Origin of the sequence: Variovorax glacialis (assembly GCF_051216375.1) — a bacterium.
Lineage (GTDB): Bacteria > Pseudomonadota > Gammaproteobacteria > Burkholderiales > Burkholderiaceae_C > Variovorax.
This window is the reverse complement of sequence record NZ_JBPJZT010000030.1, coordinates 1-24,646: the sequence shown is the minus strand read 5'-3', so window position 1 is coordinate 24,646 and position 24,646 is coordinate 1. Positions and strand designations below refer to the sequence as shown.

At 62.4% G+C, this 24,646-nt stretch carries 32 protein-coding genes; 18 read left to right on the top strand and 14 right to left on the bottom strand.

Annotated features, from left to right (window positions below; translation table 11 throughout):
- Window positions 1-26 precede the first annotated feature (26 nt).
- A complete protein-coding gene (locus ACSFBL_RS34040; RefSeq protein ID WP_435520236.1) occupies window positions 27-1,613 on the bottom strand; it encodes an alkaline phosphatase D family protein in 1,587 nt (528 codons plus the stop codon).
- A 175-nt stretch (window positions 1,614-1,788) separates the two neighbouring features.
- On the opposite strand from ACSFBL_RS34040, the gene ACSFBL_RS34035 reads away from it, so the two are divergent.
- Window positions 1,789-3,558 (top strand): phospholipase D-like domain-containing protein, encoded by a 1,770-nt coding sequence (locus tag ACSFBL_RS34035; protein WP_435520235.1) that lies wholly within the window; start codon window positions 1,789-1,791, stop codon window positions 3,556-3,558.
- Window positions 3,559-3,634: 76 nt separating this feature from the next.
- Here ACSFBL_RS34035 and ACSFBL_RS34030 read toward each other — a convergent pair whose 3' ends face one another.
- Together ACSFBL_RS34030 and ACSFBL_RS34025 are read right to left on the bottom strand one after the other, a co-directional pair.
- Entirely contained in the window at window positions 3,635-4,114 is a 480-nt protein-coding gene (locus ACSFBL_RS34030) for an arsenate-mycothiol transferase ArsC (protein WP_435520234.1), read from the bottom strand.
- A gap of 231 nt (window positions 4,115-4,345) precedes the next feature.
- Window positions 4,346-4,546, bottom strand: coding sequence for a hypothetical protein (locus ACSFBL_RS34025; RefSeq protein WP_435520233.1), 201 nt, complete (start codon window positions 4,544-4,546; stop codon window positions 4,346-4,348).
- 149 nt (window positions 4,547-4,695) lie between these two features.
- On the opposite strand from ACSFBL_RS34025, the gene ACSFBL_RS34020 reads away from it, so the two are divergent.
- Both ACSFBL_RS34020 and ACSFBL_RS34015 read left to right on the top strand, forming a co-directional pair.
- Window positions 4,696-4,950, top strand: coding sequence for a hypothetical protein (locus ACSFBL_RS34020; RefSeq protein WP_435520232.1), 255 nt, complete (start codon window positions 4,696-4,698; stop codon window positions 4,948-4,950).
- A 262-nt stretch (window positions 4,951-5,212) separates the two neighbouring features.
- Window positions 5,213-5,440: a hypothetical protein gene (locus ACSFBL_RS34015; RefSeq protein WP_435520231.1), complete on the top strand. Its 228-nt coding sequence runs from the start codon at window positions 5,213-5,215 to the stop codon at window positions 5,438-5,440.
- A gap of 121 nt (window positions 5,441-5,561) precedes the next feature.
- On the opposite strand, the gene ACSFBL_RS34010 is transcribed toward ACSFBL_RS34015, so the two are convergent.
- Window positions 5,562-5,945 carry a hypothetical protein gene (locus ACSFBL_RS34010; RefSeq protein WP_435520230.1) on the bottom strand — a complete coding sequence of 128 codons (384 nt, stop codon included), beginning with the start codon at window positions 5,943-5,945 and terminating at the stop codon, window positions 5,562-5,564.
- Window positions 5,946-5,955: 10 nt separating this feature from the next.
- On the opposite strand from ACSFBL_RS34010, the gene ACSFBL_RS34005 reads away from it, so the two are divergent.
- From ACSFBL_RS34005 to ACSFBL_RS33990, 4 genes are all read left to right on the top strand, one after another.
- Entirely contained in the window at window positions 5,956-6,573 is a 618-nt protein-coding gene (locus ACSFBL_RS34005; RefSeq protein ID WP_435520229.1) for a hypothetical protein, read from the top strand.
- A gap of 238 nt (window positions 6,574-6,811) precedes the next feature.
- On the top strand, window positions 6,812-7,117 hold the full coding sequence (locus ACSFBL_RS34000) for a hypothetical protein (protein WP_435520228.1): 306 nt from the start codon (window positions 6,812-6,814) through the stop codon (window positions 7,115-7,117).
- Window positions 7,118-7,725: 608 nt separating this feature from the next.
- Window positions 7,726-8,310, top strand: coding sequence for a hypothetical protein (locus ACSFBL_RS33995; RefSeq protein WP_435520227.1), 585 nt, complete (start codon window positions 7,726-7,728; stop codon window positions 8,308-8,310).
- On the top strand, window positions 8,255-9,220 hold the full coding sequence (locus tag ACSFBL_RS33990; protein WP_435520226.1) for an esterase-like activity of phytase family protein: 966 nt from the start codon (window positions 8,255-8,257) through the stop codon (window positions 9,218-9,220). Before ACSFBL_RS33995 ends, ACSFBL_RS33990 begins: the two co-directional genes overlap by 56 nt.
- Before the next feature lie 1,298 nt (window positions 9,221-10,518).
- On the opposite strand, the gene ACSFBL_RS33985 is transcribed toward ACSFBL_RS33990, so the two are convergent.
- The gene (locus ACSFBL_RS33985; protein WP_435520225.1) at window positions 10,519-11,070 is read right to left on the bottom strand and encodes a hypothetical protein; all 552 of its coding nucleotides are present in this window, start codon (window positions 11,068-11,070) and stop codon (window positions 10,519-10,521) included.
- Between the two features lie 114 nt (window positions 11,071-11,184).
- Between ACSFBL_RS33985 and ACSFBL_RS33980 the strand changes: the two genes are divergently transcribed.
- From ACSFBL_RS33980 to ACSFBL_RS33950, 7 genes are all read left to right on the top strand, one after another.
- Window positions 11,185-11,805, top strand: a complete 621-nt coding sequence (locus ACSFBL_RS33980; RefSeq protein ID WP_435520224.1) for a tyrosine-type recombinase/integrase — start codon at window positions 11,185-11,187, stop codon at window positions 11,803-11,805.
- Window positions 11,806-11,986: 181 nt separating this feature from the next.
- Window positions 11,987-12,202, top strand: coding sequence for a hypothetical protein (locus tag ACSFBL_RS33975; protein ID WP_435520223.1), 216 nt, complete (start codon window positions 11,987-11,989; stop codon window positions 12,200-12,202).
- Between the two features lie 141 nt (window positions 12,203-12,343).
- A complete protein-coding gene (locus ACSFBL_RS33970; RefSeq protein ID WP_435520222.1) occupies window positions 12,344-13,219 on the top strand; it encodes a tyrosine-type recombinase/integrase in 876 nt (291 codons plus the stop codon).
- Window positions 13,220-13,229: 10 nt separating this feature from the next.
- Window positions 13,230-14,423, top strand: coding sequence for an IS91 family transposase (locus ACSFBL_RS33965; protein ID WP_435520221.1), 1,194 nt, complete (start codon window positions 13,230-13,232; stop codon window positions 14,421-14,423).
- Window positions 14,424-14,902: 479 nt separating this feature from the next.
- Window positions 14,903-15,280 (top strand): membrane protein insertion efficiency factor YidD, encoded by a 378-nt coding sequence (gene yidD, locus ACSFBL_RS33960; protein ID WP_435520220.1) that lies wholly within the window; start codon window positions 14,903-14,905, stop codon window positions 15,278-15,280.
- 149 nt (window positions 15,281-15,429) lie between these two features.
- Window positions 15,430-15,711: a hypothetical protein gene (locus ACSFBL_RS33955; protein ID WP_435520219.1), complete on the top strand. Its 282-nt coding sequence runs from the start codon at window positions 15,430-15,432 to the stop codon at window positions 15,709-15,711.
- A 150-nt stretch (window positions 15,712-15,861) separates the two neighbouring features.
- Entirely contained in the window at window positions 15,862-16,077 is a 216-nt protein-coding gene (locus ACSFBL_RS33950; RefSeq protein ID WP_435520218.1) for a DUF5076 domain-containing protein, read from the top strand.
- 76 nt (window positions 16,078-16,153) lie between these two features.
- On the opposite strand, the gene ACSFBL_RS33945 is transcribed toward ACSFBL_RS33950, so the two are convergent.
- Together ACSFBL_RS33945 and ACSFBL_RS33940 are read right to left on the bottom strand one after the other, a co-directional pair.
- Entirely contained in the window at window positions 16,154-16,342 is a 189-nt protein-coding gene (locus tag ACSFBL_RS33945) for a carboxymuconolactone decarboxylase family protein (RefSeq protein WP_435520217.1), read from the bottom strand.
- A gap of 11 nt (window positions 16,343-16,353) precedes the next feature.
- Complete coding sequence (locus tag ACSFBL_RS33940) at window positions 16,354-16,707, bottom strand: hypothetical protein (RefSeq protein ID WP_435520216.1); 354 nt, start codon at window positions 16,705-16,707, stop codon at window positions 16,354-16,356.
- A 72-nt stretch (window positions 16,708-16,779) separates the two neighbouring features.
- Between ACSFBL_RS33940 and ACSFBL_RS33935 the strand changes: the two genes are divergently transcribed.
- Both ACSFBL_RS33935 and ACSFBL_RS33930 read left to right on the top strand, forming a co-directional pair.
- Entirely contained in the window at window positions 16,780-17,103 is a 324-nt protein-coding gene (locus tag ACSFBL_RS33935; protein WP_435520215.1) for a winged helix-turn-helix transcriptional regulator, read from the top strand.
- Between the two features lie 68 nt (window positions 17,104-17,171).
- Window positions 17,172-17,483 carry a hypothetical protein gene (locus tag ACSFBL_RS33930; protein WP_435520214.1) on the top strand — a complete coding sequence of 104 codons (312 nt, stop codon included), beginning with the start codon at window positions 17,172-17,174 and terminating at the stop codon, window positions 17,481-17,483.
- A 22-nt stretch (window positions 17,484-17,505) separates the two neighbouring features.
- Here the strand turns inward: ACSFBL_RS33930 and ACSFBL_RS33925 are convergent, their stop codons facing one another.
- The 6 genes from ACSFBL_RS33925 to ACSFBL_RS33900 form a co-directional block, all read right to left on the bottom strand.
- Window positions 17,506-18,402 (bottom strand): amino acid ABC transporter substrate-binding protein, encoded by an 897-nt coding sequence (locus tag ACSFBL_RS33925; RefSeq protein WP_435520213.1) that lies wholly within the window; start codon window positions 18,400-18,402, stop codon window positions 17,506-17,508.
- Window positions 18,403-19,255: 853 nt separating this feature from the next.
- Complete coding sequence (locus ACSFBL_RS33920) at window positions 19,256-19,588, bottom strand: nitrate reductase associated protein (protein WP_435520212.1); 333 nt, start codon at window positions 19,586-19,588, stop codon at window positions 19,256-19,258.
- The gene (locus ACSFBL_RS33915; protein WP_435520211.1) at window positions 19,545-19,868 is read right to left on the bottom strand and encodes a nitrate reductase associated protein; all 324 of its coding nucleotides are present in this window, start codon (window positions 19,866-19,868) and stop codon (window positions 19,545-19,547) included. The genes ACSFBL_RS33920 and ACSFBL_RS33915 overlap by 44 nt, the downstream gene beginning before the upstream one ends.
- Before the next feature lie 164 nt (window positions 19,869-20,032).
- Complete coding sequence (locus ACSFBL_RS33910; RefSeq protein WP_435520210.1) at window positions 20,033-20,506, bottom strand: Rossmann-fold NAD(P)-binding domain-containing protein; 474 nt, start codon at window positions 20,504-20,506, stop codon at window positions 20,033-20,035.
- Window positions 20,507-20,524: 18 nt separating this feature from the next.
- Window positions 20,525-21,337, bottom strand: a complete 813-nt coding sequence (locus ACSFBL_RS33905) for a sulfite exporter TauE/SafE family protein (protein WP_435520209.1) — start codon at window positions 21,335-21,337, stop codon at window positions 20,525-20,527.
- A 63-nt stretch (window positions 21,338-21,400) separates the two neighbouring features.
- On the bottom strand, window positions 21,401-21,760 hold the full coding sequence (locus ACSFBL_RS33900; RefSeq protein ID WP_435520208.1) for a winged helix-turn-helix domain-containing protein: 360 nt from the start codon (window positions 21,758-21,760) through the stop codon (window positions 21,401-21,403).
- A 126-nt stretch (window positions 21,761-21,886) separates the two neighbouring features.
- Between ACSFBL_RS33900 and ACSFBL_RS33895 the strand changes: the two genes are divergently transcribed.
- Window positions 21,887-22,141, top strand: a complete 255-nt coding sequence (locus tag ACSFBL_RS33895; protein ID WP_435520207.1) for a DUF6868 family protein — start codon at window positions 21,887-21,889, stop codon at window positions 22,139-22,141.
- Window positions 22,142-22,224: 83 nt separating this feature from the next.
- Window positions 22,225-22,785 (top strand): MOSC domain-containing protein, encoded by a 561-nt coding sequence (locus ACSFBL_RS33890; RefSeq protein WP_435520206.1) that lies wholly within the window; start codon window positions 22,225-22,227, stop codon window positions 22,783-22,785.
- 378 nt (window positions 22,786-23,163) lie between these two features.
- On the opposite strand, the gene ACSFBL_RS33885 is transcribed toward ACSFBL_RS33890, so the two are convergent.
- Window positions 23,164-24,362 (bottom strand): IS3 family transposase gene (locus tag ACSFBL_RS33885; protein WP_435520205.1). Its coding sequence is split into 2 segments (ribosomal slippage): window positions 23,164-24,095 and window positions 24,095-24,362, totalling 1,200 coding nucleotides; the frame shifts between segments, so codons are not numbered across the junction.
- Window positions 24,363-24,646: the final 284 nt, after the last annotated feature.

Genomic DNA, 24,646 nt, shown 5'->3' with positions numbered 1-24,646 from the left:
CAAGGTCTCGCTGCAGCGCGCGCAACTCAGGCCGGTATCAAGGTCTTGCTGTAAAGGGTCGCGCCGGCCAGGTCCTTGAGGGCCACGGTCATGGCCCGAGTCCGTGCATCGATGTCGACCTGGCCGAAGAACTGCAGGCCGGCCGTTGGCGCGGTATTCTGGACTTCGGGCGCCTTCTGGTAGACCACCTGTAAGCCGAAGGTCGGATCCGGCAAGTTGGGGCCGAAGCTGCCTGCATTGAGCGGACCCGACACGAACTCCCAGAAAGGAGCGAAGTCGCTGAATTTCGCCTTGACCGGGTCGTAGTAGTGCGCGGCGGTGTAGTGCACGTCCGCCGTGAGCCAAACCACGTTGCGTACTGCAGCCCGCTTGATCTCGCCGAGCAGGCGAGCGATCTCGATCTCGCGTCCGAGTGGCTGGTTCGGCTCGTTGTTGGCGATCGCCTCCCACATGTCGCGACCATTGCCGTCCTTGCCATCTGGCACGCAGAGGCCGATCGGCATGTCGGCAGCGACCACCTTCCACACGGCCGTCGAACGTTTCAGTCCCTCAAGCAGCCAAGCGACCTGCGGCCGCCCGATGAAGGCGCTTTCGGCATCTTCGGTGGTCTGCAGATTGGCCGAGTTGGCGCCGCGATAGCTGCGCATGTCGAGCACGAACACATCCAGCAGCGGGCCCTGCGGCAGGCGTCGATAGACGCGCTGGATCTCTGCGTCCCCATGGCGCCGCAAAGGCGCATAGTCGTGGAAGGCGAGGGCCGCGCGCGCAACGAGGAGCGGGATGTTCTTCTCCTTGTAACGCGCGTCGTTCAGCACGCTCTTCGAATCCGACCAGTTGTTCATGACCTCATGGTCATCCCACTGCCAGATCTGCGGCACCTCGGCGGCCATGCCGCGCATGTTGACGTCCATCATGTTGTAGCGATAGCGGCCGCGAAACTCGTCGAGCGTTTCCGCCACCTTGCTGACCTCCTCGGTCACAAGGTTGTTCCATACCGTGCCGTCGGGCAACTTCAACTCGGCTGCAATCGGGCCGTCGGCATAGATGGTGTCGCCGCTGTGCAGGAAGAAGTCGGGCGAGAGCTGGCGGATCTGCTCGTAGATCTTCATTCCGCCCCAACGCTCGTTGATGCCGAAGCCCTGGCCTGCCGTGTCTCCGCTCCAGATGAAGCGCACGTCGCGAGTGGCGCGGGCCGCTGTGGCCTGCGGCAATCGGAGGTGCCCTTGCACGGGTTGCGAGAAGACGCGCTCATTGCCCAGATCCTGCAGACTGGCCCGGTAGAAGATCTCCTGCCCCGGCGGCAAGCCGCTCAGGTCGACGCGCCCGGTGAAGTCGCTGTCTTCCAGCAGGTAGGGTCCGCGCACGCGCTGCGCATCGGAAAAACTGGCGACGGTCGACCATTCGACCCACAGGCGCGCGGGTCGGTCGGCGCGCGTCCAGACGATGGCGCGGTCGGCTTGCGGGTCGCCGCTCTGGACGCCGCTCGTCATCTGCGGGCGTGCGCCGTCGCGCGTGATCGTGGCAGGCGCCGCTTGGGCTGCGGCCCAGTGGGGCAGCACAAGGCCGACACTGGCCGCGGCGGCCCGTATGACATCGCGTCGTTGAATGGACATCGGGTCTCCGCTTGTCGAAGGTAGTCCGGCTACTTTCACGGCGCGCGGTGTCAGATTGATGAATGGAGATCGGGCGCCGGGCGCGTCCTGGCCGTCACCGCGGCGTCACCTTGCAGTCCGATAGTTCGCGCCATGTGTCCTTGCGGCGGGCTGATGCCACGTTCGGGAGACTTCCATGGCCATTCAATTGCGCTCCTACCTGTCACCTACTCTCGTGCTGTTGGCGTTTGACTGGAAAGGCGGCAAGACGCGCCCGGATTTCCTTGGTTTCGCCATCAAGCGCGTGCCTGGCTTCCGTGCCTTCGACGGTCAGTCACGCGAGCCTGAAAGCTGGCTGCCCAACCGAATCACGTTCGATGGGCCGGTGCCCGCAGGCCAGCCGGATGCGCCGTCCGACAAGGCCCCGATCCAGAAATTCATGTGGTGGGACGCCCGGATCGACGAGGAAGATCGAAACGGCCAGTTCGTGTACATGGCCTTCCCGGTCACCGGCACCGCGGATGCGCCCGTCCTGCTGGAAGACGAGGCTGCGACCTGCCAAGTGACCTTGCCCGATCACATGGTGGACGGCATCGGCACATGGTTCAACCGCGCGGTGCTCAGTTCGCAAGCTTTTTCGCGCAAGCTCGCGGCCATGGGCTTGTCTCCGACGGAGGCGCCGCCGCCCGAAAAGGCGCTCGCATTGCGCGAGTGGCTTGCCAATGACCTGCAAAAGGTCTTCGGCGAAGTGCTCGACGGTGCCTCGCGTGTCGTGGGGGCAACCTATCACCTGACGGACCGTCTGTGGGCCATTCCGCTGCTGGAGGCCTTCGCCAAGGCCGACAACACGCACCGCCTTGAACTCGTCTATGACTCCCACAGGATCGCGAAGACCAAGACGAGGCCTGAACAACCCTCGCCGAACCAGTCCGTCGTGGACGAACTCGGCTCAATCATCCGATTCTCGCTGCGCGACAAGACCGGCATCATGCACAACAAGTTCCTGGTGAGCGACGGCAAGGAGGCGGCCGGGCGGCCCGAACGCGTGCTGATGGGCTCCGCCAACTTCACGATGGGCGGCCTGACGACCCAAGCCAATCTTCTGCACATTTTCGACTCGCCTGAACTGGCGCGGCTTTACAGCGACCGTGCAGACAAGTTGTCGAGCAACCCGACCAAGGCCAAGACTGCGGCGCTGTCGCAAGGTTGGTCCAGTCCGATCGCCGTCGGCGCGGCATGGGTTCGCGCCTGCTTTTCGCCGGAGCCGAAGGGCAAACGCCAGCAGATCGATACCGTGGTGAAGGCCATCGGCAAGGCGAAACGCTCGGTGCTGTTCTGCATCTTCACACCGACGGACAAGGCGCTGCGCGACGCGTGCTTCGCGGCCGGCGACCGTGGCTTGATGATGTTCGGCATCGTCAACAACATCAGCTCGAAATCCGCGAGGGCCGCGGAGAAAGCCATGGCGGTGGGCACCGTGCTCGACGCGGCGAAGCTCGCGAACATGCAGCTTTTCCATCGTTCGAAGACGAACAAGGACGTGATCGATGGCGCCCACTTCTCCAGGGACACGACACCGGAAGGCTTCGAACCAGAACTGACGATCTTTCCGGGAGACGTGGCACAGGATTTCGGCAGTGTCGTGATCCATCACAAGTTCATCGTCATCGATGCGGAAGGCCGCAAGCCGCTCGTCTACTCGGGCTCCGCGAACATGAGCGAAAACTCGGAGCACAACAACGACGAGAACCTGGTCGAAATTCGCGACGCACGGGTTGCGGCGGTTTACCTGGCCGAGTTCCTGCGGCTCTATGAGCACTACCGGGCCCGGGCGATTTCCATCGAGGAAACCGGCAAGCCGCAGGAAAAGCGCCGCTTGGCACTTCAACGCACGCGCAAATGGGCGGACAAGTACTTCAAGGACGGAAGTCCGGAGGCGAAGGCACGCATCGCGATGGCAAACTGACGCTTGAACCCGGGCACCGACACGGTCATATCGCAACGAGAAGGCTCGCGCTCGAGAGAGGCGCTAGCGCAAACCTCTAACGCATATGCCCCAAATCCCGCACATCCGAGCGAATCGCCGCCCGATCCGCGCCGTCCAGCGGCAGGTTGATCAGCAACTCGAGCCGGCGGCGAAGGGCGAACAATATCTGGATGGCCGAGTGGGCGACCTGTTCCGCGTCGGAGAGAGCTGCAGCATCCGGAAACACCCATAGCGCGCTGTCGGGCTGACCTGGCCATCGAGGTTGGAGCCCCAGTGTCGCCTCGTCCAAACTGACCACGAAATCCGCGCGGGGAGAACTGGCCTGAGCCAGTTGACGCCAACTGCGAGGCCGAAGGCGCGCGGGCGGCGGGATGCTTGCGCTGGCAAGTGCGCCGATGGCAGCAGGATGGACAGAGTCGGCGAGATGTTCGGGCTGCCCGCACGAAAACGCGACAAAGCGCTTCGGACTCAGATGCGCCAGGCAGGCTTCCGCCAAAACGCTGCGCAACGAACCGCGCCGCGACACGAAAATCACTGCGACTTGCTTTGCCATTCGCTGCAGAGAATTGGCGCACGCGAGCGATTCGTCGTGCACATCCGCCGACCGTGCGCGCGATTGCAGAAATGGACAGTCCGTGGCATCGAGGGAACCAACCCCGCAAGGGACCCGGCGCCTCAAAGGCACCCTCTACCAGCGCCAGCGAACCGTCGACCCAGATGTTGGACTGCGAATCTTACGACGCTGTGAAATTTGAAGGAAGCAGGGTCAGCAGCCCTCTTCTTGCCGCGGTACCAGAACCCCCAGAACCTGTTCTGCCGCTAGCACGGCGTCGGAAGGCTTGGCATAGGTCTTCAACGAACCCGCCACCTCGATGTACTCCATCGGCCCGCGCTGCTCCATGATGGCCCACGCAAACATATTGTGGGGCGCTCGCTCCACTCGAATGCTAAAGTGCTCATTAGTCATGATCTGACCTTTGATGTTGCCCGCTCCATCTCGCCGGACGACTGCGGGGCGACCGTTGTTTGCATCTCCGCTGAGTACGGGACGCAGGAAGTCATTCAGCGCGCCTTCTATTTCACTTTTGTGACAGATTGAACACTTCAGGAGGAACTATGAATTCGATCAAGGCTGCCCGCAAGCTACTCGCCAACGACCCCACGAGCGATGCCGCAAAGGTTCTGGCCCGACTCGTGCTGACGCTGGAATCGGAGGCCGACTTCCGCCTCGCCGATCTCTACCAATTGGACATCGAGCACTTCAACCTCGCGCTCAGGATTCTTGAGGAGTGGCGCATCGATCGCTACTACGCCGGCAAGGCGAAGCTCTTCGACGTGTCGCACCAAGTCAATCGGATGTCCTTTTCTTAGGCGGGAACCGCTGCACGGCGAGCGCTCGGTCAGCGGCAGGGTACGTGTCGTCCAAAGTTTGGACGGCGAAATGGAACCTTTGCCCAGCAGGGGATGATCAAAGTCGCTTCGATGCGTGTGCGCGATGACCGATTGGATCGCTCCATGATCCATCGCGCGCTCAACGAAGCCAGTTCTGCGGAACGATTCAGGCGGCTGCACATTTGCCTGTCATGTTGATGTCATCCTGCCCAGGGTACGCTCCTGCCATGCAGGGGGTCGCATGGACGTCGACATCTATCGAAGCATCACGAATACGCGAAAGTTTGTGGCCGTGCCGGCCGGCCTCTCACCGGCTGCGATTCCTTTTCCTGATGCCGATCTGGCCAATCTCGCCGGCTTCAAGCTGCGCCATGGCTTCAACCCGGAAGAATCATACAAAGGCGCAGATGCGGCAGACATTGCGCGCCAGATCGAACGAAATGGCTTTGCCGTTTTATACGCTCCGTGAGCAAGCGCTGACATTGCTCGCCTGATGTGCCGACAGGCCGCTCAAATCCTCGGTCGCATGCGGTACGCCATCGCCGCCCACGGAGTTGCCCAAGGGGCAGGCGCGTGAGAGCAGGGCGCCACTAGCCCCTATTTTTGGGGCGACCGACCTTCAGCGGCGTCAGCGCATCGAGCGCGCCCTGCAGTTGCGCGTTCGTCAGTTGTTGAAGAGCGTGCAGGCCCGCGCGCAGCATCTCGCTCTTCTTCGCGGGGCGTTTGAAACCCAGCGCACGTTCCTTGAGGACGGCAATCAGGTCATAGTCCTGCTCGGGCATCGTGAAGCTGTCGCGCACGAGCTTTGACTTCGCCTTCGCCTTGACCGCTTCAAGCATCGACCGATCGGTAGTGTCGGGCCCGATAGGCGTCGTCGTTGCCACAGGAGGAGCTTTCGAAACCCGTGGTGGAGCGACTTCCGAGCTTGCAGCCCTCTTCAGCGAACCATGCGTCTTCGCGACCGTCTTCTTCACGAGCTTCCTCATGCTCGCTTTCTTCACAGCTGTTTTCTTCAGAGCGGCTTTCTTCTCACCGGCCTTCTTCGCAGAAGCCTTTTTCACTGTTGTCTTTACTTCGGCGGCTTTCCTGGCTGTCGTCTGTTTCGTCGGCGCCTTGCTTGCTGGTGACTTCTTCGGGTCTGCAGAGGCCTTGGGGCCGACCTTGGGCGACGCTGATTTCTTGGTCGTCGCGGCCTTCTTCCCCGAGGACTTTGCAACCACGGGATCTGCCCGCTCAATCTTCCCAGGCGAAGCCTTCCTGGCGACTGCGTTCTTCGATACGACTGGTGCTGGCACGTCTGCCGGCGCTGGCTCGACCACCGACGCGTTCGCCGCCGGCTGCGTCTCCGCAGGAGAGCTCAATGGCAGCTCCGGCTTCACAGGCGTTGCTGATTCCGTCGGTGAATTGGCCGACGCATCGACCACTGGCGGGTCGGTTGCATCGACGAGCTCGGAAGCCATTTCATTGCCAACAAGGTCAAAGTCGATCATCGATGAATTTCCAATATGGTGTAAACGATTTACACCATATTTTGTTCGATATGGTCAGCTTCATCAAGAGCCTGACCACCGAGCAGATCAATGCTCCAACATTCGTCCGTGAAGGACACACATGCTTCGCTGCATTCAGATCAATCAAGTCGAATCGACCAAAGCCTTGGGGTGCGCCCGATGCCGAGCAACCCTGATGCCGCATGCACTTTCGCCTTCTCGTCACATTGAAGACGAACACTCACAGCATGCTCGCTCGACCACCTGCTTCCATGAACCCTGAAGCGTCAAGCGGCGCATCCGCCCCGTCGCGGGTGGCTGACTGCGACCACCGGAAGACCTCTATGCCTATGAAACTGCTTCACGTGATCGCATCGTCCCATCTGCCGATGTCGTTCAACCGCACGGAAGACATCGAGAAGGTCCGGATCCTCCGCGCCGCAGGACTGGTGATCGCCTTTGTTCCTGGTGCGGGGGACCCCTTCGTGATGTGTGGACCCGAAAGGGCGGCACAGGTCGTCGCCATCACCCAGCGGGGACGCGAAGAGTTGATACGTGTCCAGTATCCCGAACCAGCGCCGAGCGTTCCCGTTTGGCCTTCTCCTGCTCAATTCCTGCGTAGTGCGGCAGAGCGCGCCAGACGAGCGTTGCGATAGTTCGCTAACGAGGTTTCCGCCCAAACATAGTCCGACCGCTCGCGGAAGCGCGTGCGCGCCTCGCGAGGGCACGCCACAGCGAGCGCCCGCGCAAATCGTTCTCCGTACGCGCCGAGCCTGCGATGGATGCGGCAGGTGAAGACTAAAAGAGGGGCGGGCGCTAGGATGAATGCAACAGGCTGGAATAGCCTTCCCAGCTATGCCGGGCGCTTCGCCTAAAAAGGCGTTCACGTCCAACCGAAAAAGGGGTCTGAGGCTCGGACTCTCTGGCCGCAACGGCCTCGATCTCGTGCCTCACCTGTTGCACCGAATCATCACGTTCGCCGTAGCGGCTCTTGAGGTCCGTCAAGAGATTGTTCAACTCACAAAGATGGCGGGACATGCTTTTCGCTTCCAAATGGGTTTGCAGGCCAAACACGCCGAAAGAAAGCTCGGAACTTACACCGGTACTTGGGGCGAGTGCGTAGTAAATCCTGCACCGGCGGTCCACAGCGAGGGCCGTGCGTTGCGGGGGAAGTTCGCGATGTCCCGCAGCGATCCTGCCAACGTCATGACACGACACCTGTCCAGCATCGCGCACATCCCATCACGACATACGAAGGAACGACATGCGTTCGATCCCATTGCTCGCACGGCAGGCCTTCCCGCCGGTCGCCACGTCCTTGCTCCTGACCGCCGGTGCCGCTCATGCGCAGATGCTGATCGGGTGGGCTCAGATGCCGGCCGCCACCTTCGCCGACGGGCCGACGTCCGGGCAGTTCACCGCGCCCAATGCGTACGGCACGAACGTGCCCCCCTTCGTTGGCAAGCAGCCCGTTCAGGGCTTTTCCGCCGTGCTCGAGGGGCCGCGCAAGGATGTATTCCAGTTCATGGTCGACAACGGCTTCGGCTCTCAGGCAAATTCGGCCGACGCGTTGCTGCGCAGCTACGCACTGCACATCCACTGGCGCACGCCGAAGGGCGGCCGCGGCACGATCGAACCGGCCGACCTGGAAAGCGGTAAGGCCCGACCGCAATTCGACGCGCTTACGCGGCTGCAGCTCAACGATGCACACCACAGACTGACGATTCCGATCCAGGCCGACTACGCGAACTACTACGACAAACCGACGAACGCGCCGGTCGACCCGGGCATCATTGCGGGTCGCCTGCTCACCGGCGCTGATTTCGACGTCGAATCGGTTCCGCCGTGACCGCCGGGGCAACTACTGGTTCGGCGATGAGTTCGGGCCGTATCTGATTAAGACCGACGTGAACGGGACCGTGCTCCGGAGCGAGATTTCGCTGCCGGGCGTCTACGCGCCGCAGCACAAGGACGTGGTCGCGGGCAGGGTAGCGGCCAACCTGCCGAGCTCGGGCGGGTTCGAAGGCATGGCGATAAACACGAGTCAGACCAGGCTCTACACGCTGCTGGAAGGCCAGGTGGCTGGCGATGCGGACAAGACCCGGCGCATCAACGAGTTCGACCTCGCGAAGGAGCGCTACACCGGCCGCGGCTTCGTCTATCCGCTCGATCCGAACGGCACCAACATCGGCGACATGGTCGCAGTGGACGATCGCCGTTTCATCGTGCTCGAGCGCAATGCCAGCACGACGACTTCGCCGAACCCGGCCCCGTTCAAGAAGGTGTTTCTGATCGACCTGCAGGGCGTGAGCGACGGCGGCACCGTGCGCAAGACCGAACTCGTCGACCTGATGGCCGTTGCCGATCCGTTCGACCTCAACGCCGACGGTCAGAGGGTTTTCACGTTCCCCTACACGACGATCGAGAACGTGCTGGTGCTCGACCCCCGCACGCTCCTGGTGGTCAACGACAGGTCGCGAGCTGGCGTCCGACAATACAGAATTCCTCAAGATCCGCCTGCCGTTCTCGTTGACGAACGGCGACGATCAGGGTCACGGCCGCGATCACGGCCATCAAGCAGGCGGCTATGGTTGGGACGACGACTGAGCAGAGCCGCGTCCCTTCGATCGCCCGGGGCCGCCTCTGTCATGCCCCGGAAATGCCCCGCGAGTAGGCTAACTTGCAGCGCCGCCGTTCGCCCCAGCGTTCTTTCGCGAAGTCGATGGCGAGCCCCTGACCTATTCACAGGAATCGCATGAAAGTCGTACCCATCAGCAGGATCCTCGCAACGACCGCTGCCGCATGGATGCTCGCAGGCGCCGCCGTCGCTCAGTCGCCGGCTGGCAGAAGCCGTGCGGAGTAGGGAAAGCGCGCCAGATGGATCAACGACGCTTCTTCATCCTTCGCGAAGTACGTATAGACGTTCACTGACGCAATCTCCGCCGGCTCCTGCTAGAAAACCACACGGAACAGGAATAGAGAACCGATCCGGACGGCGGCTGCGTCGTATGCCGACGCGACGGCCGTCGACCTCGCCATCAAGGACTGCCCCCCGTATTCGATGTGGCAGGCCACCGCGTTGCCGTTGACAGCGACGGCGCATCCACCCAGTGCCGTGTGAAGCAGCGCCCAGCAGGATCATGCCGCGCCGGCTTGAATGGTCATCCATGACCTCAGCAGGGTAAGCCAGGACCGCCCACCGGACAAGCGGAGAGGTCGAACGATCGGGAACGGCTGCATGACCTCGAGGTCGCGTGGCGCAGCCGACATCGACGACGCCTCGCGAGCGCAGCCGGCGACCTCGAATCAAGGCGCGATCTAAAGGGTGAAGGGCGCAAAGACGGCCCGAACCCACATGACCCTCCGAGCTATCGCGGAGACACGTTGCAAAAACCTGGCGGTCGGGGATTAACAGGGCCGGTCGGCAGCGCCCGAACTGCTTGTGTGTCCGGGCGGGCGGCTGTTCGCTTGCCCGTCGATGGTCAAAAGCAGGCCCGCACGAGGCGGGCCTGAAGGGGTTGGTCCTTGATGCCTACCCAGGGAGAATCCATGCCCTCAGATTACGCGCGTCCCGCCCGCTCGCAAGTCCGTCAAAGGTTCCCGCGGGCGGAACTATTCCACGAAGTTGATTGCGTCCTCGCTGACCAGTTATCTTTCCGGGATCGAGGTCCGGGCTACAACCGCGCTAGACGCGTGCGGCTGGATCCCGCTTTGCTCCGCGAGGTGGTGCGCCAACGAACCGCCCCTGGGTGAAAGCGTGCGCGCATGCGCTCACCGAGATCGACGTCGAGATCAGCAAGCTGTTGGACATTGTGCGTTTGGCAGTGCGCCGGCGCTGCTGATCCCAAGGGCCTGCTCACCGGAGTGCGCGGTCCTGGATCGCGACGTCGACATACGTGGACGGCAACCACCGCTATAGCAGCGCGCGGCGGCTTTTAGTCATTTTACATAAGGCGCATTGTGTGTGCTAAGTCTTTGATTTATATGGAATTTTTGACTGCAGCTTACTCGCATATTTCGGTGCACTTCGACCGCCAGCCGACTTGAGTCTTGCGGGTCAATCGTAGTTTCCGTACTCGACCAGTAGCTCGCTCATGGCATCGTCGACTCCGTAGCCAATGGCCCGGCTGGTGTCATGCACAGCGTTCAGACGTTGCATGAGCAGTGGCCGCTGTGCTTCCGGGAGTCTCGCAATGGTCTGCAGCGCCTGCTCGAACATCCGCACAAGTGCGACGAAAAAGCTCTCGTCCTGCAGACCGACTTCAACACTGAAGCCAGACGCACTCTCGCAGTAGAAGACCATCAGTTCTGCCAGGCCCCCCGGGTAACCGATGGCCTTTCTGTAGTTCGCGATGGCCTTCTTGGCCTCGGCGACGGACGCGTTCTGGTTCTTGAAAGTGTCGGGCCAGAGCCAACATTTTATGGTGGCCCTGTACGGGGCCAGGACATCTTCGCCCAGCCCGAAGCGGGCGTGAAGGAATACTTGGTTGTCCTTGCTAGCCGTGTAAAGGTCATGCACCAAGCCGACCAAGCCCTGGTGGTCGAAGTGGGCCAGTTTCGCCTTGACGTCGCTCCAGGATGCACTCTTGCTAGTCTTGCTTGCTTTCATCTCTGTCCGAATCTGAACCTTGGCCGAGCGGCCATATTGGCATCGTAGGCCGAACTGTCGTCGGTTAAAGAAAGGCCGGCGCAGACTGACGCTCCATCCCTACAGGAGTTCATCATGGAAGCAACTGCGTCGTGCTATCGCGAGCCGTGGAACAAGGGCAAGCTCGTCGGGCAGAAGACCCCTTTTAGACTGAAAGACATCTGGGCCATCAGAGTCCGACTGCAGCTCCAAGGCCGGGTACGGGACCTCGCGCTTTTTAATCTGGGCATCGACAGCAAGCTCCGGGCGTGCGACCTCGTGCGACTTCGCGTCCGCGACGTCTCAAACGGCGAGCGCGTGGCCGCTCGAGCGAAGGTGATGCAGCAGAAGACGGGTCAGCCCGTTCAGTTCGAGATGACGGGGCCGACGCGCCTGGCCGTCGAGGCGTGGGTTGCGACGGCGCACCTGAAGGCCGGAGATTTTCTGTTTACGAGCCGCGTGCACGAATCGCCCCACATCGGGACCCGACAGTACGCCCGTATCGTCGACGGCTGGGTCGAGGAACTTGGCTTGGACAGCGCGACCTATGGCACGCACTCCATGCGCAGGACGAAGGCATCGCTGATTTATCGGCGCACGAGGAACCTCCGCGCCGTGCAGCTTCTGCTTGGCCACAGCAAAATTGAAAGTACGGTGCGCTATCTCGGCATTGAGGTGGAAGACGCGCTGGAGCTGGCGGAGCAGACCGACGCCTGACGCAGTCGGCCGCCCGGTCGTACCTGCCCGGGCGGCTCTCCGGCAGAATGCGGCCGACACCAGACCCTAGTCCAAGGACCCAGCGATGCCTTCTGAGCCGCGTGATTGGCCATTCGACAGCCCACCAAGCACGGAGTGCCTGACGGTCCGTTCGATTGTCGAGGGCGTGAAGCCGGTCTTGATGGCTTCACGAGACGCGAAGAGTGGCGCTTGGCAGTTCCTCACTGGCGACGCCTTCGACGCAGCAGACGAGATGGTGGTCTCGCTCACAAGCATGGTCGACCGAGACCCGACATTGGTTCAGCTTGCCGACTTGCGACCAGGCTGGATGGCATGGCGCGAGCATGGCGGAGCCCCATGGAGCCGCCAGGCCGAAGCCGGGCAGACAGACGAGTAGCGCGACCGGCAGAATGCGGCCATTGGACGAAACCGCTCTCGCGGTAGGCGCTTCGCGCACCCTATGGACACGTCGTGACGGAGCTGCCGCCACTGTTGACGACGAGGCAATCCCGCCTCGTTCATCAACGGAGCAGCAACCATGGAAACGATCACTTCGGGGGTTACCCCACTGCGTCAACGCATGCTCGAGGACATCCGCATTCGCAAGCTTGAGGCGCGCACCCAGGAGGCCTACATCCGCGCCGTGCGCAAGCTCGCTGCATACCTGCACCGCTCGCCCGACAGCGCAACCGTAGAGGACCTGCGCAACTTCCAACTCCACCTCGTCGACTCGGGCACTTCACCCATCACGCTCAACGCCACGCTGACCGGCCTGCGGTTCTTCTTCGACGTCACTGTGGGCCGCGCCGAGCTGATGGCCAAGATGCAGGCGGTCAAGCTGCCGCGCACCCTGCCGGTCGTGCTCAGCCCGCAGGAGGTCGCACGCCTGATCGCCGCTGCGCGCAACGTCAAGCACCAGGCGGCGCTGTCCGTGGCCTACGGCGCCGGCCTGCGCGCCAGCGAAGTCATCGGGCTAAAGGTCACCGATGTGGATGGCGAGCGCATGACGCTGAGGATCGAGCAAGGCAAGGGCCGCAAGGATCGTTACGCCATGCTCAGCCCAGTGCTGCTGCAGCGCCTTCGCACATGGTGGCGCATCGCCCACGCACAGGGTCGCATGCTGCCGGGCGGCTGGCTGTTCCCAGGCATGAATCCGACGGATCCGCTCACCGCGCGGCAACTCAACCGCGCTGTGCACGCCGCCGCTGAGGCCGCCGGCATCGACAAGCGCGTATCCGCGCACACCCTTCGCCACTGCTTCGCCACCCACCTGCTGGAACGCAAGGTCGACATTCGCGTCATCCAGGTGCTGCTGGGCCACAAGCGACTGGAGACGACCGCGGTCTATACCCACGTCGCGACCGACCTGCTGCACGAGGTGCTCAGCCCTTTGGAAGCGTTGCCGCCAAGCTGATGCACCGGTCGTGGGCCGGCCGTCCCTGGAGGTCGCCGACATCTTCCGCCAGCACGGGCCCGCGTGGCGAAGCACGCAGCGTGGCCACCTGAGCCTGGCGCAACTCAAGGTCATGTCGGCCATCGAACAGTGCCGCAGCGCGGCACTGGGTGGACACGTCTTACGCTGCGAGGGGTGCGGCGCCGATCAGATCTCCTACAACTCCTGCCGCAATCGCCACTGCCCAAAGTGCCAGAGCGCCGCTGCGCAGCGTTGGCTCGATGCACGCCAGGCCGATCTGCTGCCGGTGGAGTACTACCACGTGGTGTTCACGCTGCCCGCGCCGATCGCCGACATCGCGTACCAGAACAAGGCCGCACTCTATGGGCTGCTGTTCGACCTGGCTGCCGAAGTGTTGATGACGATCGCCGCCGATCCGAAGCACCTGGGCGCCAGGATCGGCCCCACGCTGGTCCTGCACACTTGGGGCTCGGCGCTGACCCACCACCCGCATGTGCACGGTATCGTGCCCGGTGGCGGATTGGCGCCTGATGGCAAGACCTGGGTGGCGTGCCGGCCGGGCTTCTTCCTGCCGGTGCGAGTGCTGTCGCGTTTGTTCCGGCGGCGCTTCCTGGAGGAACTGCTGCGGCTGCACGGCAGTGGCCAGCTGAAGTTCTTCGGCGAACATGCCCAGCTGGCCGACGCGCGGGCCTTCAAGGCCTGGCTTGCGCCGTTGCGCAAGATCGAGTGGGTGGTCTACGCCAAGCGACCCTTCGCCGGCCCGCAGGCCGTGCTGGCCTATCTGTCGCGCTACACCCACCGGGTGGCGATCTCCAACAGCCGGCTGCTCGCGCTGGACGAGCGCGGCGTCAGCTTCCGGTGGAAAGACTACCGCGCCAAGGGCAAGACGCGCTACAAGGCCATGACGCTGTCTCCGCAGGAGTTCATGCGTCGGTTCCTGCTGCACGTGCTGCCCTGCGGCTTCCATCGCATTCGTCACTACGGGCTGCTGGCCAATGGCGCGCGCAAGGCGAGTCTGGCTGCGGCGCGCGAGTTCTTGATCACGGCGCCCGAGCCAACCCTTGGGGCCGGCAGCGCCGAAGCCGTCAGCACCGACCCTCACGTCGCACGTTCCACCTTCATCTGTCGGCACTGCGGCCACGCGATGGTCATCGTGCAGACCTTCGCTCGCGGTTCCGCGATCCGCGCACCTCCACCATCATGACCGGCTGTGCATCCCACCTGCGCTCGGTGCCGATAAGCGATGTGCGCTTCTCGGCAGAGTCGGCGCGTGTCTGCAGCAGCGATCAGCTCAATGCGGCCGCTATCGCGCGCCGCCGGATGCACAGCGCAGAACTACAAGGGCTCGCTGTCAGCCACGCTCGGCATGCGACGCATCACTCGCGTGCCAACAAAGACCATCTTGCGTCCGCCCAAATCCCCATAGCATCAGCGCCCTGAACGCCCGCTGGGGACTCGGTCCGCGGTCTCCTCCCTCGAGGCTTGTGCGACACCTGCCCTCCGGTCGTCGTCGTGCATCGCTCTGCGCCAGTCTCCGGGCAGGTATCTCACAACCCTAAACAAAAGCAGCCGGTCGGCCACGCCGCAGAATTCGCGGCATAGCAGACGTTCGCGGCGCGCGCACCACGATTCCGTTCGGAGTCGGGGTCTTGACCTGAAGCGCGTGCATACAAACCCGCGGCCATGAACAATCGGCGAGAACCAGACACACTCAGCGCGGACCCAGCGAGGCACATGAAGACCTTTGCAATAACTGCCATTGACGGATACCAGCGATTCATTTCGCCGTACAAGGGCTTCGGCTGCGCACATCGAGTGCGGACGGGCAGAGCCTCCTGTTCGCTGTTCGCAAAGCGAGCGATTGCTCGCCTGGGGATGAGGGGCGGCGTCTTGGTCACCATCCGCCGCTTTGAAGCATGCTCCGCCTCGGCACGAGTCCTTTCCAGCGCACAGGGCCATGCTGCTGCGGCGCCGCCGGAAACGCCTGCCGAGGCTTGCCCTATTTGGTCTCGCTGGGGCGCGAGGAAGCTGTCAGGATGCTGCGCGTGCTGGCCTGGCTAGGTCAGAATCCGGGCCAGTAACGGACGTTCGAGATTCTATTCAAACCAGATTTAGTGGCCACCAGAGGACGGTAGACCGGACATGGAAACCTACACAAAGGACTCACCTTGATAACGCGGCGAGCACAATTGGCGATTCAGGGAACTGGCGTGACGCTCACGGCGCTCCTGCTTACGGCCCTGCTATATAGCGACTGGTTCAAGGCGTACTGGTCGAACAATACATTCAACAGCATCTTTAGCATTGTTATGCTTCCGGCGATGCTGGTCGCAATGGTATTTGCAGATGGTGTGGACTCCGTGGAGGCAGTCCATTTCTCATTTGGAATGGTAGCCGAGGCGTTGGTTATGTGGGGCCTCTATCATGCCTTTCGCCTCGCGCGCGAGCGTATGGCGAAATTCACCGACGACGTAGATGAGTCGGGCGAATGAATCCGTTGTACGCCCCAGGGTGTGCATAGCGAGAGGGGCGTCCACCATGAAGATTGCGACTGTCGGCATCGACCTGGCAAAGAACGTGTTCCAGGTTCACGCAGTGGATGAACACCAGACCGCGTACTCGGCGCCGCTAGGGCATCCGAGATGCTGCGTGTGTGGGTCGCCGATGGCAACCGGGTCGTGACCATGTCACCCGCCATGTGGGCCGACCCCGGGGGGGCTTGGGGTCTGCTACTTGTCGATTTAGCGAAGCACGTTGCGGCTGCATATGAGGCGAATGGCATCGCCCGTGATGCCGCGCTCCAAAGCATCCGCGCTGGCATGGAAGCCGAATGGTCGCACCCGACCGACGTGGCCTGATGGCCGGACACGCCAGGAGCGGACGTTCCTGGCGACCTCCCGCTTGTTTCAAGCGACAGGACAATCGAAGGGAGACTTAGCTGCGGTCAGACGAGGGAAAGGTTGCCGAGCCCGGCTCAGCCGGCAAGCGCAAAGCGTTCGTCAGATAGCTGACGGTGCGATAGAAGCCCGCCAGCATGAGCAACTCGAGAATGCCCTCGTCGCTGAACGCCGTCTTCAGCGACTGCCATAGAGCGTCGTCGACAGTGCAGCTGGCGTGAAGCATGTCGCAAAGCTCTAACAGTAGCCTGTCCGCATCTTGCCAGCAGGCATCTCGCGGTTGTCCGGTGGCGAGCGAAAGGATTTGAGCTTCATCGAATCCGGCGTGCGATGCGAACAGTGCGATGTGGACGCCCCATTCGTATTCGACCTACAGAGCGCCGTGGTGCGCGCGATGACGAGTTCACGCTGTCGCAACGTGAGATTTCCGCGGTCAAGCAACCCGCCCGCGAAAAACTTCTGAAACAGGCGAGGGTCCCTGGCGAGCGTGGTGAAGAGCACCAGAGGCGGTTTGCCACGCATGAGCCCGTCCAACAAAGATTGGATGCCGGCGGGGAAAGGTGGCTCGGCGGGAGTGATACGAACAGTCATGGTTTGACCTCAAGCGTCTGCTACATTTTCTAAAGCACTGAACTCTATCCACGTTGCTTTGAAAAGTAAAGCATGACCATTCCAAAGGTTGGCGCCCCTGTGCGCGGTTCACGGACCGGCCGCCCCATCATGGTGGCGCTGGACCTACTCGGTCGAAGGTCGACGCTTCGAATTTTTTGGGAGCTCCGCGCGGAGCAGCTGACGTTCCGCGCCCTTCAGGAGGCCTGCGAAACAAACTCCAGTCTGTTGAATACCAGGCTCGCAGAGCTACGAGCTCTCGGTTTGGTTGAGCACGACGAGGGCGGCTACGGGCTCACTGATGAGGGGCGCAAGTTGAGTGCAGCGCTGACGCCCCTGAGTGATTGGGCTCGACAGTGGAAGCCCGCGGCGCGCTGAGTTGGGCATCCTCGCCGCCCGCGAGGCAAAATTCGGCCAATACCAGACCTCCAGGCCAGGACTCAGCGATGACTTCGGAACCGCGTGATTGGCCATTCGAAAGCCCGCCCAACGTGGGCTGCCTCACGGTCCGGTCCATTGTCAACGGCATCAAGCCCGTTCTGATGGCCTCTCGGGATGGAGAAGATGGCGCTTGGCAATTTCTCACCGGAGACGCCTTCGACCCAGCAGAGGAAGTGCTTGTGTCGCTGGCAAGCATGGTTGACCGAGACCCGACCTTGCTCGAGCTTGCGGTCGTTCAACCAGGCTGGATGGCTTGGCGCGAGCATCGCGAGGCGCCTTGGAGCCGGCAGGCCGAAGCTCGGCAAACCGAGGACTAGCGCGACGGGCGGAATCCGGCTCCTAGTAGGACTCAGCCGGCTTGTCGTTTGGGCTCGCGATTAGGCCTTTCAACGATTCGCCCATGGGCAGGTTCACAGGGAGGCTCCTTGGTGGGATGGGCTGCATGAACCATTTGTCGTAGAGCCTCGTCAGTTCGCCGCTCGACATCAGCCGTCGAATCTGGTCGTCCACCGCCTTCTTGAACGCAGGGTCGTCCTTGCGCAGCATCAAGGCGTTCGGCTCCACGTGGAGGACCTCGCCAGTCACCATGAAGTCCGACGGGTTCTTGGCCATGGAAATGTTGCCGGCCGCGACATTGTTGTCGATGACGAACGCATCGGCGCGCCCGGTCTCGACCAGCAGGAAACTCTCCGCAAAGTCCTTGGCAATCAGTTCGTTCACCGCCAGGCCCTTGTCCTGTAGATATTTCCTCAGCGCTGCGACGCCGGTCGAGCCGGCTGTCAGCGCGACGTTGCGACCTGCGAGTTGTGCCATGGAGGTGATGCCCGAACTCTTGCGCACGACCATCCGAATCTCCGTCACGTAGGTGGTCAATGCGAACGCGACCTGCTCTTGTCGGGCCAGGTTGTTCGTCGTGGTCCCGCACTCCAAGTCCACGGTTCCGTTCTGAACCAGCGGTATGCGGGTGACCGAGGTGACAACCTGATACCTGGTCTCCAGGATGGGCAAATTCAAGGCTCTCTGAATGCCCGCGAGCACGCGCCGGCAGAGTTCGACGTGATAGCCCATGTATGTCTCGTTGCCCGTCGTATAGGACAGCGGCGCTGCCGACTCCCGCACGCCGAGCACGACCCTGCCCGAATCACGAATCTTTGTGAGTGTGTCGCCGGCGTTCGCCGCGTGCAGAGCAAGAAGCGCCGCGCAGGCCGCCGCCACTGAATGGACCACTCGCTTCATAGTTTGCTCCAGTAGTGGTATGAATGAGGGGCCACCTGGACCCGCGTTCGAGCTGGCTGGGGTGCACGCACCAAATTCGACATTGCCGATGTATGACGGCAAGGAGTACGCTTGCTGCTGTGTGCCGGGGTCAGGTGGAGCGCGAGAAAGCGGATGCACTCGGCGAGTGCGAGTAGGTCACCGTCAGGACGCCGTTCACGTCTCTACGGGGATGGAGAGCGCGTGACTACCGAGGTGCAGTGTCTGCACGTCCTCGGCGGAAGGTCCATCATCGGCGCTCCCTGAGGGCAGTTGACGGCAGGCCCTGGTGAAAGTCAAGCGAGGGGCAGCTGTTGCCTCCACAACCTGGTTGAGGAACGTATCGCTCGCGTTGTCCTGGACTACTCGAGCCGCAGCAGAGACGACCTTGATGGGCAAGGCGGAGCACTCGCGCGGTCAAATAGTGGATGGCGCTTTTCGCACTGTCGACCATGGTTTGCAATCGGATGAAGAAACCGCGCACGCAGTGGCAGTCACCGACCGCTTCGAGGTCGTGCTCAGGAGCGAGGAGCTCGAAGGTTGGGCTGCGAGGTTCGACCAAAATTGCTCGCGCGCTGGAAAAAGGTGATGCACTCGAAGCCCTTAGCTGTACGCGGCCCGGAGATACACAGGGCCGGGGAGCCTCCCAGACGTCTACGCGAACGACGAGCCTGCGTTCTATGCGGCATGGGGCGCGTGCGGTCGGGCCCTGGACCCCCAGCGGCGTACTTCACGCTGCACGCGACCGGCCGCGTGGCCGGAGGACGTGAAAGCGTCATGCGGCCATGAACGGACGTCCGCGATAGCTGTCCAATCCTGGCAGGCGCGCCGACCGTCAGCAGAAATCCAGTCCGAATTCTCGCAGGGCCGGCCGAAGATTCCGAGCGGTCTTGCTCCGACTGAGCTTGACCAGAGCGTATCTTTGGAGCTCTGTCAGACTGGCCCACCGGTCCAACGGCAAGCTGGGATGTGCGAGCTCCGAGAGCCGACTCCGCAGGGTTGCGGGCACGTCGTTGATGCATTGGGCCGCACCGAGGTCTGCCTCGAGCATGTGGGCCACTGGGACCAGCACGGTACCAAGTTTGCCGGCCCAGTAGTTCAGATAGGCCTGAACCCTTGCTTGCTCACCGGGTCTTTCGCCAGGCGCTTCGGGGAGGGTCTCGCTCACTCCTAACGGCACACTGAGCAAGGGTCACCTTGAATCCGCATAGGTCCAGCTTGCGACGCATGCTCATAGGCATGCAGTCGAGGTTCTGCCGGTATTCAGCCTCGAAGCCAAGAAAGGCCTCGGGCAGTTCGCACCCCAGTCCGAGCGCCCGCGATACGCCGCGAGCGATGGCTCGAGGTCGCTCGCCCAGGCCGAAGACATCCGGCGGCTGTCGCGGGTCGACCTCAACAATCTTTTGCCTCTCTGCGACGCTGACGCCATCGTGCGTCAGGCCCCGCAAGGTTCCTGTCAAGGGCGCGAGTACAGGTTGGCCATTGAGCGCACCGACGACATCACCAGCGGCGACATGGTCACCGATGCTCGCCGCCGTGTGCCACGTCCCCGCTGTCTCTGCATAGAGAAATCGTTCTCGACCTGCCCCGCCCAATGCCCTCGGCTCGCCGGTCAGCGGCGCGGCGGACCTCTCGCGGAGAACTTCACCGAGGTCTGTGCTCCACGCGGTCTCGACAGCGATGTGGCAGTTCCGCCCGGCGTGAAACCGGGGCCCAGTCCCAAGGTGACCGGTGCAACCGGCCTCAAGTCATCGGACACCTTTCGCTTTTTCATCTGCGCATCTGCCAGCACGTCGACGGCGAGATTCCGGGTCAGAACGTTCACTGGCAGAGCCGCCACCGGGATGGTGTCTGCGTCGACCGAAAGGTCCCTGGTGACATCGGTACTAGGTGCAAGGCATGCGACGACGCCCTCCAGGGTGGCCGTGCCGACGAACATCGCATCCGCAAACGCCATCCCTCGCCGCGGGTGGGCCGGGGAGGCGATGTCCTGCATAACCACGTTGGCCCCAAGCATGAACAGGCGGTGCGCGACCGCTGAGCCGACGTCGCCGCAACCGAGTATCAAGACTGTGGGCGTGCTCATGATTGCACTCTCCTCAGGTCAGGCGTGGCACCAGACCTTTAATGCTGAAATCAACAGGATGAAGGCCAGAAGGGGCAAAAGCACTGCGGTCGACACCACCCCAAGCAACTGGGCGCCAATGAATACGCCAACCAATGAGCCGATGGCCATCGTGACGATGAAGCGCGCCTCGCCGCGAATGACGTTGAAACTGGGGTCCCGTCTGTATCGAAAGAACCCGACGAGCATCGTCGGAAGGCTCACGGCCAACGAAAGGCTGCCAGCCAGCTTCACGTCCACACCGAACAAGAGGACGATGGTCGGAATCAGCAACTCGCCGCCGGCAACTCCGAGCACGGCGGCCACAACGCCGATGACGACGCCAGCCAGCGCGCCGGCCACTGCGAGCGCGGTGCCGTTGAAGTAGGGCACGCCGGTAGCCCGCACATCATGGCCAAAGACGAGTACGACCGCGATTGCTGCCAGCAGGAGGGAAATTACCCGATAGAGCGTTTGAGTTCTCAGGACCATTGCCCACCCTGCACCGAACCATGCTCCGAAGAGGCTCCCCGCGAGCAGCATGACGATGACGTCCCAACGTTGGAGAACGCTGGCCAGTGACACGCTGGTCATTCGAAGAGGCAGCGCCGCGGCGACGACGACTAGGCTCATCGCCTTGTTGAGAATGACGGCCTCCAAGGCGGCATAGCGAAACAGGCCGATGAGAAGCGGGAGCCTGAACTCTGCGCCGCCGAGCCCGATGAGCCCACCCAGGAAGCCCACTGCAGCGCCTGCGCCCGCAACAGCGCTATGGTTCCGCCTGCCAGGTCGTTCGGCAGTGAGGTTGGACAAACTCATCTCCTTGCAGCTCAGCTGCCGCCGATATTCTTACGAAAATATATCGGCGAAGCAAGGCTACTTCAGGAGACGAGTGAAAGCAGTCGTATGTGGGGCGATGGCCTTTTCCGCATCGGACTGCATGGTCTCGTACAGTTCGGCCGCGGCGATGCCCGCCGGGGTAACGGAAGCTCCGCCACGGTGCGCGCCCCCGCGGCCGAGCGCGACGAGTGGTTCCCGGAATTGTTCGTTCATGCTCTTCACGAGCAACCAGGCGCGGCTGTAGCTCATCTCAAGTTCCTTCGCGGCCGCCGAGACGCTACCGCAGCTCTCGATGGCGCGGAGCAGTGCCGCTTTGCCGGGCCCCATTGCGATGCCGGCCTTGAGCTCCAGGCGGAAGGTGGGGGTGATGGGGGCTTCCGGTGACTTCGACTTCATGAGGCCGATTCTGCCGGGTGGCCAACGTCAGCTCTGGAGAAAGTTGAACTTCGGCTTAGGGCGCGAAGCGCTCGGTAGCCGGCAGGCTACAGTCGGCCACGAGCGGCCTCTCATGGAGAACGTGCAATGACGCTTCAGTTTGCGAGCGATTTTCTGCTGTGGTGCGCAGCGCTTAACTACGCCGTATTGCTTGCTTGGTTTGTCGCCTTCAGGTTTGCCCATGCCTGGATGCGAAGGCTCCACGGTCGATGGTTCCACATATCGGAAGAGCGCTTCGATGGCATCCACTACGCATGCATGGCGGTCTACAAAGTTGGCATTCTTCTCTTCAACGTCGTGCCATACATCGCCCTTCGCGTCCTGGCGAGTCATGCCGGCTGACCAAGCCCGCGCCAACGATTTGAAGCGCAAACAGACCAGGATTTTTGCTGCCTCCGTGACCGGCCAACACCAGACATTCAGCTATGCTCGATACAACGATGCGCACGCCGTATGTCCTAGCCGTTTCTCGGAGCCGTTCCCACACCTTCTCCAAAGAGGGCACGAGCAGCATTCGCCTGCTGGAGGGTCTTGGCGTGGAAGGGGATGCGCATTCTGGCGAGACGGTCAAACATCGGTCGCGTGTCGCGCGCCATCCCTTGCAACCCAACCTTCGCCAAGTGCATCTGGTTCAGGCCGAGCTGTTCGACGAGTTGGCGTCTCTCGGTTTCAATATCTCACCTGGAGACATCGGCGAAAACATCGCAACGAAGGGTCTCGACCTTTTGGCGCTGCCCGCTGGTACCGAACTTGAGATTGGGTCCACGGCGGTAGTTCGGCTGACCGGCCTTAGAAATCCGTGCAAGCAACTGGATGCTTTTCGGAAAGGGCTCAAGCAGGCTGTGCTCGGCAGCGCTGCAGATGGGGCACTCGTCCGGAAGGCTGGCGTGATGGGAATCGTGCTGGTCACAGGCAAAGTGGCGCCCGAGGATTCGATTGCTGTCCGTCTTCCTGCGGGTCCGCATCGCGCGCTGAAACTCGTATAACGAGCTTCAAGGCCGGCGCCGTCGCCCGATGCAACCGGCCGCATCCGGCCACAACCGCACCTCCGAGGTCGTCTCCCGGTTACCGAATGGAAGTGCTGCGCAGCCGACTGCTGACCGGCCAGCGCGGCCGGTTGGCGATACGGCGCACTCGAGCGCGCTACGCGCCGGCTGCACGATTGGGGTCGGGCTTGCCGCGGCCTTCGTCCTACTGCTCGCTGCTACGTATTCCCGAGGCATTCAGGGAGGCGCAGTGGTCGAACTGGACTTGACCCTGTTGCGCGGACGGGTTGGGACTTGATTTTCAAGTCGAAGCGACTGGCGACGACGAAGACTTGTCCACCGGCGGCGTGGCGCATGCCACGCAGACGCCGACGGTGGTCAAGTCGTGTTCGAGGCAAGGCGATTGTTTGAACATGCTTTGTAGTTCCTTTCAAACGTTGCCGGCGAGACTTGCCCGAGAGCGCTGTGACGCCGGCGCGGGTTGTACCAGCCCTCGATGTAGGTGAACAGCGCCAACCGGGCTTCGGTCTTGGTCTGCCAGCTGCGCCGGTCGATCAGCTCGCATTCGAGCGTGGCGAAGAAGCTCTCGGCCATCGCGTTGTCGTAGGCATCACCGACGGTGCCCATTGACGGGCGTACGCCCATCTTCTTGCACCGTTCACCGAAGGCGATGCTGGTGTACTGGCTGCCTTGATCGCTGTGATGGATCACGCCGTCGGGCTTGCGCTGTTGCAGCGCCATGTTCAGCGCCGCCAGCACGAGATCGGCGGTCATCTGCTCGCCGATCGCCCAGCCCACGACACGCCGGCTCCATACATCCAGCACGATGGCCAGGAAGATGAAGCCCGCCCAGGTAGGCACGTAGGTCATGTCAGCAACCCACAGCTCATTGGGGCCGCAGGCAATGAACTCGCGCTTGACCAGATCGGGCGCTGGGCGTTGTCGCTGGTCGCGTCGCGTGGTCACGATGAAGCCACGGCGCCGACTGACGCCTCGGATCGCATTGACACGCATCAGCCGAGCCACGCGCTTGCCGCTGACGCGCATCCCCTGGTCGATCAGTTCGGCTCGCACCCGTGGCATGCCGTAGGTAGCGTCGGATTCGGCGTGGATGACCCGGATTCGTTCCACCAGCACCGCGTCGTCGATCGAGCGCCTCGACGGCGGTCGATCTCGCCACGCATAGTAGCCACTCGCAGAAACCTTGAGAACTCGGCACATCGTATGCACGGGAAGCTTGGCCTGGTTCGCACTCACGAGTTCGTAGACCCGATGGATGTCTTCTCGCCTTTGCCGGCGAACCAGGCTGTTGCCTTTGCCAGGATGTCCCGCTCCAGCTTGAGCTGTCGGTTTTCTCGGCGCAGCCGCACGAGTTCTTCGCGCTCGGCGCTGCTCAGGACATCCTTGCCGCGTACGGGCTTGCCACTGTCAGTGGCGGCTTGAGCCACCCAAGTCGAGATGCTCTGGGCAGTGCAGCCGAACTCACGCGCGAGTTGCGACGGTGTGCGCCCCGCTTGGACCAGTTCGACCATCTGTCGGCGGAATTCCGCCGGGTACGGAGGCTTCGATGCAGGCATATCGGACTCCTTCTTCCGTAAGGATCGGGTGTCCGCGAAATCGGGTCAACTTCAAACAGCTCGTCGAGCTCAGTCGACTTGTCGAGGACCGCGTTCATTGCCAAATCTCATTCGATGGACTGAGGATGTGGTGCGCGTCGGATGTCAGTGCGCAGCCGCGAATCTCTCTGAACCGCCCCGGATTTTGAGGAGGCTCCTTCGATTGAGAATGGAGCCAAGATGAGAAAGTCACCGAAGTTTTCCCCTGAGGTCATGGAGCGCGCGGTGCGCATGGTCTTTGACGC

Excerpts from the sequence above, each read along its gene's own strand:
- ACSFBL_RS34040 (WP_435520236.1), bottom strand. The coding sequence starts at position 1,613 with ATGTCCATTCAACGACGCGATGTCATACGGGCCGCCGCGGCCAGTGTC.
- ACSFBL_RS34035 (WP_435520235.1), top strand. The coding sequence starts at position 1,789 with ATGGCCATTCAATTGCGCTCCTACCTGTCACCTACTCTCGTGCTGTTG.
- ACSFBL_RS34025 (WP_435520233.1), bottom strand. The coding sequence starts at position 4,546 with ATGACTAATGAGCACTTTAGCATTCGAGTGGAGCGAGCGCCCCACAAT.
- ACSFBL_RS34020 (WP_435520232.1), top strand. The coding sequence starts at position 4,696 with ATGAATTCGATCAAGGCTGCCCGCAAGCTACTCGCCAACGACCCCACG.
- ACSFBL_RS34015 (WP_435520231.1), top strand. The coding sequence starts at position 5,213 with ATGGACGTCGACATCTATCGAAGCATCACGAATACGCGAAAGTTTGTG.
- ACSFBL_RS34005 (WP_435520229.1), top strand. The coding sequence starts at position 5,956 with ATGCTCGCTTTCTTCACAGCTGTTTTCTTCAGAGCGGCTTTCTTCTCA.
- ACSFBL_RS34000 (WP_435520228.1), top strand. The coding sequence starts at position 6,812 with ATGAAACTGCTTCACGTGATCGCATCGTCCCATCTGCCGATGTCGTTC.
- ACSFBL_RS33995 (WP_435520227.1), top strand. The coding sequence starts at position 7,726 with ATGCGTTCGATCCCATTGCTCGCACGGCAGGCCTTCCCGCCGGTCGCC.
- ACSFBL_RS33985 (WP_435520225.1), bottom strand. The coding sequence starts at position 11,070 with ATGAAAGCAAGCAAGACTAGCAAGAGTGCATCCTGGAGCGACGTCAAG.
- ACSFBL_RS33980 (WP_435520224.1), top strand. The coding sequence starts at position 11,185 with ATGGAAGCAACTGCGTCGTGCTATCGCGAGCCGTGGAACAAGGGCAAG.
- ACSFBL_RS33975 (WP_435520223.1), top strand. The coding sequence starts at position 11,987 with ATGGCTTCACGAGACGCGAAGAGTGGCGCTTGGCAGTTCCTCACTGGC.
- ACSFBL_RS33970 (WP_435520222.1), top strand. The coding sequence starts at position 12,344 with ATGGAAACGATCACTTCGGGGGTTACCCCACTGCGTCAACGCATGCTC.
- yidD (WP_435520220.1), top strand. The coding sequence starts at position 14,903 with ATGAACAATCGGCGAGAACCAGACACACTCAGCGCGGACCCAGCGAGG.
- ACSFBL_RS33950 (WP_435520218.1), top strand. The coding sequence starts at position 15,862 with ATGCTGCGTGTGTGGGTCGCCGATGGCAACCGGGTCGTGACCATGTCA.
- ACSFBL_RS33945 (WP_435520217.1), bottom strand. The coding sequence starts at position 16,342 with ATGCTTCACGCCAGCTGCACTGTCGACGACGCTCTATGGCAGTCGCTG.
- ACSFBL_RS33940 (WP_435520216.1), bottom strand. The coding sequence starts at position 16,707 with ATGACTGTTCGTATCACTCCCGCCGAGCCACCTTTCCCCGCCGGCATC.
- ACSFBL_RS33935 (WP_435520215.1), top strand. The coding sequence starts at position 16,780 with ATGACCATTCCAAAGGTTGGCGCCCCTGTGCGCGGTTCACGGACCGGC.
- ACSFBL_RS33930 (WP_435520214.1), top strand. The coding sequence starts at position 17,172 with ATGACTTCGGAACCGCGTGATTGGCCATTCGAAAGCCCGCCCAACGTG.
- ACSFBL_RS33925 (WP_435520213.1), bottom strand. The coding sequence starts at position 18,402 with ATGAAGCGAGTGGTCCATTCAGTGGCGGCGGCCTGCGCGGCGCTTCTT.
- ACSFBL_RS33910 (WP_435520210.1), bottom strand. The coding sequence starts at position 20,506 with ATGAGCACGCCCACAGTCTTGATACTCGGTTGCGGCGACGTCGGCTCA.
- ACSFBL_RS33900 (WP_435520208.1), bottom strand. The coding sequence starts at position 21,760 with ATGAAGTCGAAGTCACCGGAAGCCCCCATCACCCCCACCTTCCGCCTG.
- ACSFBL_RS33895 (WP_435520207.1), top strand. The coding sequence starts at position 21,887 with ATGACGCTTCAGTTTGCGAGCGATTTTCTGCTGTGGTGCGCAGCGCTT.
- ACSFBL_RS33890 (WP_435520206.1), top strand. The coding sequence starts at position 22,225 with ATGCTCGATACAACGATGCGCACGCCGTATGTCCTAGCCGTTTCTCGG.